Here is a 12,643-nt window from a genome sequence, read left to right as displayed (position 1 = left end):
TGTAAAAATTTACATTGTATCAGTGAAAAATGTTGTACACCCAACCATAAATACGATGTCATGGCAGTGCCGGGCTACAGGAGCCCGGCCCGGCCCGACACCGGGATGGACACGGGCATTTGGAGGAGCCCGCATTGGATCAGGCGTCGTACACGAGCTCAGGCAGCACCACTTCCCACTGCGGGCAGCGGACCAGGTGGCGGAACTCGGGATCGCCATCGTCGGCCTGGCGCACCACGATCGCGGCCACCCGCCCTGCGCTCCAGCGCAGATGGCGCGGCGGCTTGAACGACCTGGCCAGTTGGCCGACCACCACGCCATCGGGCGTCGACAGTTCCCATTTGGTCTTGCCTTCGCGCAGATGCAAGGCGTCGTCGATGCGCAGCGCGGCGATGGCACGGTGGACCGGATCTCCCGGCGCCATGCGGCCGGCGAAGCCGATGTCGATATCCTGCAGCGTGAGCTGCAGGTAGCGGCGCCGCAGCGCACCCGCCGGCGCGCCCAGGGCCACCGGCGCGCGGCGCAGCAGGCAGGGGGCGTCGGCCAGTGCGTCGAGCAAGCTGGCCGCACGGCTGCGCGATGGCGCATGGCGCGCCAGGGTCAGGGTCTGGCGTGCGCGCGTCATGGCCACGTAGTACAGGCGGCGCGGCGCATCGGCGTCGTCGTTCTCGCCCAGTGCAGTCCAGTCGCCATCGGCCACGGCAACATGGTCGAACTCCAGCCCCTTGGCGCGGTGCGCTGTCAGCAGCAGCAAACCGCCCTGGCGCCGGCGCGCTTCACGTCCCCATTCGGCCAGCCATTCGATGAAGTGCGCCACCGGCAGTTCGGCGCCGCCCGTCTCGAGCGCATATTCCTGCACCGCCTGGCGCAGCAGCGCGAGCCAGGTGCCGGCCGGCTGGGTGTCGAGCCAGGCGTCGATGGCGGCCGTGTCGACCAGCGCACTGGCCTCCTGGCGCAGCCAGCGCACCAGCGCCTGGGTTTCGCGCAGGCGCCAGAACTGCGCGGTTTCTTCGTTGGCCAGCTGCACCGGAATGGCGTTCAGCATGCACAAGGTGCGCACCGGTTCCAGGGTTTTCCATTCGCGCGCGATGACCGCCACGCGAGCCCAGTCCCAGCCGGGATCGAGCGCGGCGAGGCGCTGCAATTCGGCCATGATGGCCAGCGCCTGGCTGGCGTCGTCCACGCCGGCGTCGATGATCTGCACGCGCCCGCGCGCGACGGCATCGCGCGCCTGCCATGCGCCGCCCGCATCGCACTTGCTGCGGGCGCGGTCGATGCCGATCGGGTTCGCGCTTTTCATGCGCGCGCCGGCTGGCGCGATGACCAGGTTGGCGCAATCGATGATGTGCCGCGTCGAGCGGTAGTTCTCGGTCAGGTAGGCCGGCCTGGCGCTGTAGTCCTGTTCGAAGCGGCGGATGAAATCGACCGAAGCGCCGTTGAAGGCGTAGATATTCTGGTCGTCGTCGCCGACTGCGAACAGTGACACGCGCGCATCCTCGTCGGCGCTGTTGCGCCCCGCCAGCGCGGAGATCAGCGCGTACTGGTCCGCTCCGATATCCTGGTATTCGTCCACCAGGATCGCCCGGAAGGCGCCCAGCAGGCGGTCGCGCTGTTCGTCCGCTTCCTGTGGCGCCAGCCCCGTGCCGTTCAACAGGGCCACCGCTTGCGGAATGACTTGCCTGAGCAGATCGTCGTCGGCGCCAAGGCGTTTGCTCAAGCTGATGCCGGCCAGCCGCATCGCCAGCGCGTGGCAGGTCAGCACGATCACGCCGGCGGCGTCGCGCCCGATCAGGGCCGCCAGGCGGCGCCGGATTTCGACGGCGGCGTGACGGTTGTAGGTCAGCACCAGGATGGCGCGCGGATTTTCGCGCCGCACCCGCACCAGGTAGGCGATGCGGTGCACCAGCACGCGCGTCTTGCCCGATCCGGGGCCGGCCAGCGCCAGCACGTTGGTGCGTTCGCGGTCGTCGGTCACGATGCGCTGCTGGGCGCTGTTACCCAGGCTCTCGACAATCGCGCGCCACGAGGCCGGCGTGGTCTGGCGCTCGAGTTCCTTCCCGCGCGCGGGCAGCCATTGGGCCAGGAACTGCTCGCGCTCCATGCTGAAGTAGTCCATCGCCAGCTGCAGCGCATCGGCCATCTTTTGCAAGCCGCGCTGCACGTATTCGGCCATGACGTGAATCTGCACCACCTGTTCGCCGTAGTGCAGTTCGAGCGGCGCGTAGTCGGCCTTGTAGAAGCCGCGCCGCTCGGGCGCGAGACGGATCGTCATGGCGGGGCGAAATACCGCCATGCCCTTGTTCAGGCGGATCACGCCCTGTTCGTGAAGCCACAGCAGGCTGCGGTCGACCAGCCTGGGGCACGATCTGGCGCGCCCCGCCAGTTCCAGGTCGCCTTCGACCGCGGCCAGCAGCCGGCCGAGCGTGGTGCTGGCCAGTTGGTCGTTGCCGCGCGCACCGGGCGCCAGGCTGGCGAGCAGGTGCTCCAGCAGCGCTGCGGCGCCATCGCGGCGCAGGGCGGCGGTGGCGGCCACCTGGTTCCAGTTGCGCTGCAAGGTGAGCTGCACGTTTTCCGGGTCGAGCTGGCGCACGCCCAAACTGCCCACGCCATCGTCGCCCTGGCCGTCGTTGGCGATGCTGCGCACGATGCGCAGCAGCTGGTCGGGCAGGGCCCAGGCCAAGCCCGCGTCTTTCAGGCGCGAGCTGGCGTGGCGCAGGTGCAGCACCGACGAGCCGCCCTTGGCCAGGTCGGGCGCGCCTTCGCGCATGGCCGCCAGCAGCGCTTCTTCCAGCGCGCAGCTTTGCTCGAACAGGCGCTTCGACGACATCTCGACCGCCACGTGCACAAAGGCGGTCAGCGCGGTGTCGTTGCTGGCGATCTTGTACTGCTCCAGCTCATACAGCGCGGCGCGCACCTTCTCGGCCGACAGGCCGGAGGCGTTCATCAAGTCGTCGGTGGAAATGCCCTCGTCAGTATCGGCCCCGATCAGGGCCTCGACCAGCGCCAGCAAGGCGCTGCGGTGCTCCTGGAACAGCGGGTAGGCGGCCAGCTTTTCGCGCGCCTGCTCCAACGTGGCCACGCGCAGCGAGGACGGGAAGATCTGCACCTGGTTTTCTTCGCGCGTGAGGAGCCTGGCTTCTTCCAGCCAGGCGATGGCGGTGCGCACGCGGGTGTCGTCGGTGGCCGAGTCGCGCGCAAAGTCGCCGTCGGCGTCTTCGGTCAGGATTTCGCCGGCGGTGGCGACGATGTCGGCATCGCCATGCTTTTTGCGCTCGAGCCGCTTGATCGCCTTGAGCACGACCTGGATATCGCGCTGCGACAGGCGCGAACGGGCCGACATGGCGAACTGGCGCTCCACGTCTTCCACGGTGTAGAGCAGCACGCATTGGGCGGCGCCGCAATCGCGCCCGGCACGCCCGGCTTCCTGCAGGTAGTTTTCGAGCGAACCGGGTATGTCGGCGTGGATCACCAGGCGCACGTCGGGCTTGTCGATGCCCATGCCGAAGGCGTTGGTGGCGACGATGACTTTGAGCTTGCCGGCGATGAAGGCTTGCTGGCGGTCTTTTTTGTCGCGTCCGCGCAGGCCTGCATGGAAGTGGCTCGCGCTCACGTCTTTCTGGCGCAGGAAGGCGGCGATTTCCTCGGTCTGTTTTTTGGTGGCGCAGTAGACGATGGCGCCGCCGGGCGCGGACGCGGGCAGTTCGGCGTCGAGCAGCTGGTGGATGTGGGCGAATTTTTCAGCCTGCGTGGTGGGCACCACCGAAAACGACAGGTTGACACGGCGCGCGCCGCCATCGAGCACGGTCAGGTCGATGCCGACCTTGTCGCGAAAGTGGGCCAGCATATCGGCCACCACGTCCGGCTTGGCGGTGGCGGTCAGGCACAGCACCGGGGCAATGGCGCCCTCCCCGGCCCGTTCGCGGATAAAGCGCCCGACGTAGCGGTAATCGGGCCGGAAGTCGTGGCCCCACTTCGAGATGCAGTGCGCTTCGTCGAGCACCCAGGCGCCGATCTCGCGCTGTTCCAGTACGCGCCGCACACCCGGGCTGCGCAGCTGCTCCGGCGAGACGATGACGATGCCGGCGTCGCCCAGGCGCACCCGGTCGAGCGCGGCGGCCCGTTCGGGAATCGAGAGCAGGCCGTTGATCGCCACCGCGCAAGCGATGCCGCGCGCTTCCATCCCGGCCACCTGGTCGGCCATGAGCGCGACCAGCGGCGAAATGACGACCGTCAGCGCGCCGGTTTTATCGTAGCGCGACAGCGCCGGGACCTGGTAGCACAGCGACTTGCCGGTGCCGGTGGGGAGGATGCCGAGCACATGGCGTCCGCGCATGGCGGCGTCGACGATCGCTTCCTGCAAGGGGCGGCCGTTGGCGTCGCATGGTTCCGAGCGGAAGGCGTCCAGGCCAGACCAGCGCTTGAGTTCCGATAGCGGGTCGTGGCGCGCCCTGCACCAGGCGCAGGCCGGGTTGGCGCAGGCCGTGTCGCGCAGGCGCCGCACCAGTTGCGCCGCCTGCGGAAACTGGTGGCGCACCCAGGGCGGCATGACCGAGCTGGCGCCGGCCACCGAGAGCCAGGCCAGCGCGTAGGCCAGCGCCCAGCCGAGCGCGGGCGCGTCGGCGGCGATGGCGCGCGCCTGGTTCAGGCAGGCCTGGCCATCGAGGCGGCGCAGGATGGCGGCGCTGGCATCGGCGTCAAGCGGGCGTGGCTGGCGGCGCACCATCATGAACAGGGAATTGAGGCCGGACAGGGTAGCGGCGCTGGTGGTGAGCCAGTGCCAGGCCAGCAGCAGGTCGGGCGCGCGCTCGTGCGTCTCGCGCAGGGCGGCCAGCTGGTCGGCGAACACCTGGAGCGTCAGGCGGGCGTCACGCTCCGGGTCGTTCAGCTTGCCGCGCTGGAGCTGGCCGTGCTTGTAGTGCTTGACCAGGTGATGGTAGGGGTGGCGCGGAAAGGCCAGCGGGTTCAGGCGCAAGGTGTCGACCATCGGCAGCTTGAGCAGGCGCAGCTGCGGCGCGCAGGCGGCCAGGTGCGGTGCGTCGAACGCGATCAGGTTGTGGCCGAGCAGAAAGGCGACCGGATCGGCGAAGTCGTCGAGCTGCGCCAGCGCGTGCTGCACATCGCCGTTGGTGAAGACGAAAGCGGCGCCGGTGTCGCCGCGCACGGCGGCGAACTGGTGGATCAGGCCGTCTTTCAGGCCGACTTCGAGATCGATCGAGAGGCAGCGCGGGGCGATGACGGCAGCGGCGGCCGACCGCTCCGGCTCGACCTGCGGGCCGGGGGTGTCAAGATTCATACAACGCTTTGCAATGAAGAGTTTCGCACCGCGGGGTGTTCCTCGCTTGCTTTATGAGGCGGATTCTAGCAGCGCGCACTTCATCAATGCACAAAAAAAGAGCGCCCCGTCCCAAAAACCCGTATCGCATGCGACGGGATGGGTGCGGAGCGCTGCTGGCGCGCCGGCCGGGCGGCCGGCGCAACGATTACAGGTGCGGCGTGATCTTCGGCATCAGCTGATCGAAAGTCTGGCCGCTGCCGTTTTCGCCGATCGCGTGCATCTTCCATTCGCCGCCGTGACGGTACAGCTTGGCCATGATCTGGGCCGTGTGCTCGCCCTGCACCGACAGGTTGAAGCGCGCCACTTCCTTCTGGTCGGCGCCGTTGATGATGCGGCAGTAGGCGTTTTCGACCTGGGCGAAGTTCTGGCCGGTGAAGCTGTTCACGGTAAACACCAGCGACTTGACATTGGCCGGCACCGCCGTCAGGTCGACCAGGATCTGCTCGTCGTCGCCGTCGCCGGCGCCGGTGCGGTTGTCGCCGGTGTGCACGATGCTGCCATCCTTGCTCTTGAGCTGGCGGAACCAGACCACATCGACCGGGCTGCCGCTCTCGTCGAACAGCAGGCAGGATGCGTCCAGATCGACCGACTGGGTCTTGCCGCCAAAGCCGAACAGGCCCTTGGTCTTGATGGCGTCCCATCCCAGGCCCATGGTGATGCGGGTCAGGGTGCTGCCGGCTTCTTTGTCCAGAGAAATTTTCTGGCCTTTTTGCAGATTGATTGACATGGTATGACTCCTTGGTTTTAGCGCGCGCCGCCAGCCGCCCAGGCTTGGAACGAGGCACGGTTGCGCGAACAAATATAGACTTTGCCATTGCCGGAGAAGCGTAGCACGATGCCCTCCCCGCTGGTCTGGCTGTTGATCAGATTACCGAAAAAGCCGCCGCTGGTGCCGGTGGTAATCGACGGTGTGTAGTGCAGGCTGCTATCCCAGGCGACCACGTGCGAATTGTCGATCGTGATGTCCTTGCCCTTCTCGACCATCAGCTCATGCATCGAGCCGAAACCGGACACGACCACCTGGCCGTTGCCACTGGTCTCGGTGACGAAAAAGCCGCCGCTGTCGGCGAACAGCGCATTACCCAGACTTTGGGTGCGCACCTTGAGTTCGACCCTGGCGCTGGCGGCGACAAACGCGCCGTCGCTGAGCAGGTACTGGTGCTGGCCGACGTCGATGATCTGCATCGCGCCCGGCAGGGTTGGCGAGAGCAGGCAATCGCCATCGCCGCGCACCGCTTCAATGTGCTGCTGGAAGAACGATTCGCCGTTGGCGAAGCGCCGCATCAGCGCGCTGCCGATGCCGCCCTGCATCTTGCCCTTGAGGTCAAGCGCGGACTCCATCATGACCATCGCACCGGACTCGCAGTAAATCGTGTCGCCGCGCGTCATCGAGACGTGCAGGAAAGGATCGATATCGCCTGTGACGGTAAAAACTGGCATGCTGACTCCTTATTGGCGGCCCGCGCCGCTGCTGACATGGCGCTGCGCGGGCCGCTTCCAAACTTAAACGTTGACGCCGTAGCTCGTTGCCAGGGGGCCCAGGCCGCCCTGGAAGCCCTGGCCGATGGCGCGGAATTTCCAGTCGCTGCCGGCGCGGTAGACTTCACCGAAGATCATGGCCGCTTCGGTCGAGCCGTCTTCCGACAGGTCGTAGCGGGCGATTTCGGTGTTGCCGGCGGCGTTGACGCAGCGGACGAACGCTTTCGATACCATACCGAAGTTCTGGCGGCGTGTCTCGGCATCGTGAATCGTCACGGCCAGCACGATCTTGTCGATATCGGCCGGCACGTTGGCCAGCTCGATGGTCACGCTTTCGTCGTCGCCGTCGCCGTCGCCGGTTTTGTTGTCGCCCGAGTGGGTGATCGAACCGTCAGCCGATTTCAGGTTGTTGTAGAAAATGAAGTCGGCGTCGGAACGGACCTTGCCGCTGGCGCCCAGCAGGAATACAGCACCGTCGAGGTCGAATGCGCTGCCGTCGGTGGCGCGCGTGTCCCAGCCGAGGCCGACGATCATCTTGGTCAGGCCGGGTGCTTCTTTACTCAGGTTGACGTTACCGCCTTTTTGCAAGCTGATAGGCATACTTGTTCTCCAAAAGTTAGAAAAATTAAAATACTGCAATGAACACCGGGGGAATGACGCGGCAAACTGGTGTTCGTCAGTCTGCCGCCTTTGTATTACGCAGGGCTTGGTAAGGTGAATTACGCCGCCAGCTGCTGTTTCTTGTGCTGCACCGAGGACCACAGCGAGGCGACGATAAAGGCCACGCCAATCAGGCCGGTGAAGATTTCAGGTACATGGAACTTCATGCTTGCCAACATAATCAGCGCCAGGATACCGATCGCATAGTGTGCGCCGTGCTCCAGGTACACGAATTCGTCGAGCGTGCCCTTCTTGACCAAAAACACCGTCATCGAACGCACGAACATCGCGCCGATCGCCAGGCCCAGCATGATGATCACGACATCGGTGGTGATCGCAAACGCGCCGATCACGCCGTCGAAGGAGAACGATGCGTCCAGCACTTCCAGGTACAGGAAGCCGCCGATACCGCCGCGCTTGACCATGTCGCCGACATTGCTGCCTTCGGCATCATCGCCTTCGAGCAGGCTGCTGATCGTGTCGACGCCGACGTAAATCAGGATACCCCACAGGCCGGCCATCAGCACGACCATCTTTTGCGCTTCAGGAACCATCGTCATGCTGGCCATCAAGGTACCGAGGGCAATCATCACCGAAATCGAGCCGACTTTACCGAGCGCGCAGAGCTTTTCTTCCAGGCTGCCCAGCCAGTGGGTTTCTTTTTCATCGTCCAGCAAGAAGTTCAGGAACACCAGCAACAGGAACATACCGCCAAAGGCCGCCACTTCGGCATGGTGCGCCGTCAGGTGCGCCGAGTAGGCTTTCGGATCGGACAGTGCCAGGTTCCACACTTCGATAATGCCCAGGTCGGCAGCTTGCGCCACGATTACCAGCGGGAACAACAGACGCATACCGAACACGGCGATGATGATACCCACGCCGAGGAACAGCTTTTGCCAGTAATCATCCCAGGTCTTGAGCACCGAAGCGTTCACGACCGCGTTATCGAAGGACAGCGACACCTCCATGATGCCCAAAATGGCCGCCACGCCCAGCGCCGAGAACATGCCGCCGATGCCGTGGTGGCTGTAGCCCCACCAGCCGGCCACCGCAAGGCAGACGAAGGTGACCAGAAACGAAATTCTGAAATGCTTCATGTATTGATTTCCCTCATTTGTTATTGTTGATGCAGGTAGTGTATCCGTAAGCAACATTTTTAAAAATAGGAGATAATCGGAGCATTACTTCTGAAAAACCGAAGCATGAAAAATACCGGGATGAATTTTCGCCATTTGTACTACTTCTGGGTGGTGGCCAAGGAAGGCGGCGTGACGCGCGCCGCCGAGCGGCTGGGGCTGGCGATCCAGACCATCAGCACCCAGCTCAGCCAACTGGAGCAGTCGATCGGCAAGTCGCTCTTCATGCAGCAAGGCCGCGGGCTGGTGCTGACCGAGGCCGGACGGCTGGCGCTGGCCTACGCCGACCAGATCTTCCTGCTGGGCGAGCAATTGCAGGAAGCGCTCGGCGAAGCCGACAGCGGGCGCACCCGGCTCACGGTCGGCATTTCCGACTCGCTGCCGAAACTGACCGCCTTCCGCCTGCTGGAAGCGACCCTGCACCTGGCCACGCCGGTGCGCCTGGTATGCTTTGAGGACCAGTTCGAAGCCCTGCTGGCCGACCTGGCCCTGCACAAGCTGGACGTGGTGCTGACCGACCGCGCGGTGCGTTCGGGCACCACCTTGCGCGTGTTCAGCCACATGCTGTTCGAGAGCGACACCATCGTGGTCGGCACCCCAAGCCTGGCCGGGGCCTATGCCGAGGGCTTTCCGGGCAACCTGAACGGCGCCCCGTTCCTGCTGCCCACCCGCAACAACGCCCTGCGCGGACGGATCGACGAATGGTTCGAGCTGCACAATGTGCGGCCGGACGTGGTCGGCGAATTCGAAGACAATGCCCTGCTCAACACCTTCGGACGGCGCGGGGCGGGCCTGTTTTTCGCGCCGGCGGCGCTGGCCGGCGACCTGGCCGACCAGTTCGGCGCGGTGCTGGCCGGCCATGTGCCCCAGGTGCGCGAGCACGTCTATGCCATCTCGAACGAGCGTAAAATCAAGCATCCCGCGGTCGAAGCGATCCTTTCCGCAGTACATCAAGGTGTGTTCAGCACGCCATGAACGGTACAATGGTCGTCCCGGTCCCAAGTGGCCAAGCGAAAAACTAACCCCACTCTTTATGCAAAATGCCTTACTGGTCTTGCTCGCCCTGTTCCTGGTCGCGCTCAATGGCTTTTTCGTGGCTGCCGAATTCGGCATTGTCACCCTCCGAAAAACCCGCGTGCGCGCGATCGCCAAGAGCCAGGGGGTGCGCGGGCGCCTGCTGGGCAAGGTCCACGGCCAGCTGGACGCCTACCTGTCGGCCTGCCAATTAGGCATTACCCTCGCTTCGCTGGGCCTGGGCTGGGTCGGCGAGCCGGCCTTTGCCAGCATTCTGGAGCCGGTGTTCGGCATGATCGGCGTCGAATCCGAGAAAATCATCCATACGGTCTCGTTCGTGGTGGCCTTCAGCGTGATTTCCTTCCTGCACATCGTGGTCGGTGAACTGGCGCCGAAGTCGCTGGCGATCAGGAATCCCGAAGTGGTCGGCCTGTGGACCGCGCCGGCGCTGTATATCTTTTACTGGTCGATGTACCCGGCCATTTACGTGCTCAACGGCAGCGCCAACATGGTGCTGCGCCTGGCGGGCCTGTCCGGCAAGGGCGGGCACGATGCCCATTACTCGACCGAAGAACTCAAGCTGATTCTGCGCACCAGCCAGCCGGGCGAAAAATTCACCCGCGACGAGCGCCACATCCTGGCCCAGTCGCTCGACTTCAGCCAGTTGTCGGTGGCCGACCTGATGCGTCCAATCAATGAAGTCATCGCCCTGCATGCCAGCAAGTCGATGGAAGAAAACTTGCAGACCGTGGTGAGGAACCGCTTCAGCCGCTACCCGTACTTCGATACCAATGGCGAAGACGTGCTCGGTGTGATCCACCTGAAGGATTTGTTCTTTGCCCAGCAGGCCGGGCGCCAGATCAAGGACCTGACCCAGTTTTTGCGTCCGGTCGAAACGATGTCGGCGCGCACGCCTGCGCAGCAGATGTTCCGGCGCTTTCGCGACGGCGCGCCGCACTTCGCGCTGATCGGCGAAAAGGGCAAGCGCCCGGTCGGGTTTATCACGCTCGATAATTTGCTAGGCGCCATGGTCGGCGAAATCCGCGACGAGTTCCGCCTCAACGAAAACGACTGGCTGCGCCAGCCGGACGGCACCCTGATCGGCAAGGCCAGCCTGCCGATCTTCTCGCTCGAACGCATTCTGGGAATCGATATCGACAACGAGACCCTGGGCCTGGATGAAGTCGAATCGGTGGGTGGTTTGCTGATGGTCAAGCTGGGCGACATTCCCAAGCAGGGCCAGCGCATCGAGTTCCCGCACTTCGATATCGTGGTCAAGAAGATGAATGGCCCGCGCATCGTGCTGATCAAGGTGATTCCGCAGGTGCACCGCACGCCCGATCTGGACGAGCAGGACTAACAACTACTGGTGTCAGATACCGTCTTCAACAGCAAGCCGGTATCTGACACCGCACCGCACCGGACACCGCATCGGCAGTTTTCCCCTTCTTCTCACTCCCTCCAGTTGGCGTCACCGCCGTGTCCTTTTTTTTTGCATACAGTACGACCCTCATTTCGTCCTCTGCAGGATCGCCACGCCTTCCCGCAGCAGCACACCAGTGAACGCTTGGCTCGTGAACTGCACGCCCTGGTCCGTGTTGAAGATGTCCAGCTTGCCGTGACTGATCAACGCCTCTTCCAGGCAGTCCAGGCAGAACGAAGCGTCCATGCTGTTGCTGATGCGCCAAGACAGCACGCGCTGCGAGTACCAGTCGATCACCGCCACCGAGCTTGTGTACGGCCTGGTGCGCGGCACGGTTGCATTGCCCTCGATCGGCGCCAAGCTGGCGGACGGCGACAGCGACGCCAGCCTCAAAACACAGCTGAGCGGTATCGCGGCAGGCAATATACTGAGCGATGGGGTGCGTCAGATTCGAGGTCAAGCTGAGCAGCACTGAACTGAGCAACGGTTCGACGGCCAGCGTCACGCGTGCCTTGTCGGTGCAGGTGCTGCGCGGTGACGCCTGTGCCAGCCCTGCTCACTTGAATCCGCTCGTTAGTTATTTGGGGGTTGGGCATGGCTTTCGTGCCCAGCTCGCGCACTCTTTGGGAGTGTCATGCAGAAATTGGTTAAGGAGAGATTCATTCAATGAAAAAAAGCGAAGCCCGGGCGGCCCTGTATGCAGGGATAGACGATATGCTGGCGGGATTGGGATTTCAGAGCAGAAAAAAGGACGAGGTGTTCGAGCGTAAATTTGATGGCGGATTTCAACGCATTTACGTTATGTTGATGGATAGAAGTCCAAAAATCGCTGTCGACTATCTGGTTTCGCTTCGTTTCGATTCAGTTCAAGCAATCACTCACCCCTATATCTGGGGTGCGGCAGACGATTATATGGAGTCCGGCACGTATGACATTGTCCTGCCTTACTTTGCTCCGGCGATGCCAAACCAGTTCTTCGTTGAGAATCTTGATGATTTAAACGCGCATTTGAATGCACTTTGTCCTGTGTTTGCCAACCATATTGTGCCGCTGTTGCAGGAGTGTCTTGATCTGCGGGATTTCGAAAGAAAGGCAAATGCGGATGAGAATATGGCACACGGTTCGCGTAGTAACTCAGCGTACGCCGGCATCGCAGCGGCATACCTGGTTAATCCTGGTGAATTTGAGGAAGTGGTCGAGAGGCGGCTTGGTCTCATGCGGCGCATGGGCTCGCATCAGAATGTAATTGAGCCTGTAGAGAAAATGGCGAATGATCTGCGAATAAAGCGCGGTACCGGGCCGCGGAATACGGTGGGCACCTAGGGAAGCGCTGATCAATTGACGATTTTCGGTGCAGCGGGGTCTTTTTTCTTCGGGGTTGCACCGGCACGTTGAAGCACTTTTCCTGGCAACGCGACAGCCGGTTTTTCAGCGAATTGGCAGTATTCTTTGCGCCTTTTGGCGCTCAGAATGCACTTCGGGTTTCAGTGATCGTAATCGCCTGCCGGCCAGTACAAGATTGGCAAAGCCGAACATGGTGAACAGCTGAGCGGTGTTCTTGGCCAAGCCACGATAGCGCGTCTTTCGGATCGACGC

Annotated in this window: 9 protein-coding genes and 1 pseudogene; 4 read left to right on the top strand and 6 right to left on the bottom strand. The window is 63.4% G+C overall.

What is annotated here, in order from left to right; translation table 11 throughout:
- Positions 1-139: 139 nt before the first annotated feature.
- From F1609_RS06160 to F1609_RS06140, 5 genes are all read right to left on the bottom strand, one after another.
- Positions 140-5,293 carry a RecQ family ATP-dependent DNA helicase gene (locus F1609_RS06160; protein WP_167075628.1) on the bottom strand — a complete coding sequence of 1,718 codons (5,154 nt, stop codon included), beginning with the start codon at positions 5,291-5,293 and terminating at the stop codon, positions 140-142.
- Positions 5,294-5,480: 187 nt separating this feature from the next.
- Positions 5,481-6,062, bottom strand: a complete 582-nt coding sequence (locus F1609_RS06155) for a TerD family protein (RefSeq protein WP_167075627.1) — start codon at positions 6,060-6,062, stop codon at positions 5,481-5,483.
- Between the two features lie 17 nt (positions 6,063-6,079).
- Positions 6,080-6,775: a TIGR00266 family protein gene (locus F1609_RS06150; RefSeq protein ID WP_167075626.1), complete on the bottom strand. Its 696-nt coding sequence runs from the start codon at positions 6,773-6,775 to the stop codon at positions 6,080-6,082.
- A gap of 63 nt (positions 6,776-6,838) precedes the next feature.
- Positions 6,839-7,414, bottom strand: a complete 576-nt coding sequence (locus F1609_RS06145) for a TerD family protein (protein ID WP_167075625.1) — start codon at positions 7,412-7,414, stop codon at positions 6,839-6,841.
- Between the two features lie 119 nt (positions 7,415-7,533).
- On the bottom strand, positions 7,534-8,571 hold the full coding sequence (locus tag F1609_RS06140; protein ID WP_167075624.1) for a DUF475 domain-containing protein: 1,038 nt from the start codon (positions 8,569-8,571) through the stop codon (positions 7,534-7,536).
- Between the two features lie 105 nt (positions 8,572-8,676).
- On the opposite strand from F1609_RS06140, the gene F1609_RS06135 reads away from it, so the two are divergent.
- Both F1609_RS06135 and F1609_RS06130 read left to right on the top strand, forming a co-directional pair.
- Positions 8,677-9,585, top strand: a complete 909-nt coding sequence (locus F1609_RS06135) for a LysR family transcriptional regulator (RefSeq protein ID WP_167075623.1) — start codon at positions 8,677-8,679, stop codon at positions 9,583-9,585.
- 58 nt (positions 9,586-9,643) lie between these two features.
- A complete protein-coding gene (locus F1609_RS06130) occupies positions 9,644-10,984 on the top strand; it encodes a hemolysin family protein (protein ID WP_167075622.1) in 1,341 nt (446 codons plus the stop codon).
- A gap of 168 nt (positions 10,985-11,152) precedes the next feature.
- Here the strand turns inward: F1609_RS06130 and F1609_RS06125 are convergent.
- Positions 11,153-11,353, bottom strand: a pseudogene (locus F1609_RS06125) (DDE-type integrase/transposase/recombinase); the annotation flags it as partial.
- Between F1609_RS06125 and F1609_RS06120 the strand changes: the two are divergent.
- A complete protein-coding gene (locus F1609_RS06120; RefSeq protein ID WP_167075600.1) occupies positions 11,292-11,522 on the top strand; it encodes a hypothetical protein in 231 nt (76 codons plus the stop codon). The pseudogene F1609_RS06125 and the gene F1609_RS06120 sit on opposite strands and share 62 nt — an antisense overlap.
- A 191-nt stretch (positions 11,523-11,713) precedes the next feature.
- Positions 11,714-12,370, top strand: coding sequence for a hypothetical protein (locus F1609_RS06115; protein WP_167075621.1), 657 nt, complete (start codon positions 11,714-11,716; stop codon positions 12,368-12,370).
- Positions 12,371-12,643: the final 273 nt, after the last annotated feature.

It is taken from the genome of Massilia aquatica (assembly GCF_011682045.1).
Classification (GTDB): Bacteria; Pseudomonadota; Gammaproteobacteria; order Burkholderiales; family Burkholderiaceae_D; genus Telluria_A; species Telluria_A aquatica.
This window is presented reverse-complemented; position numbering and strand designations above follow the sequence as displayed.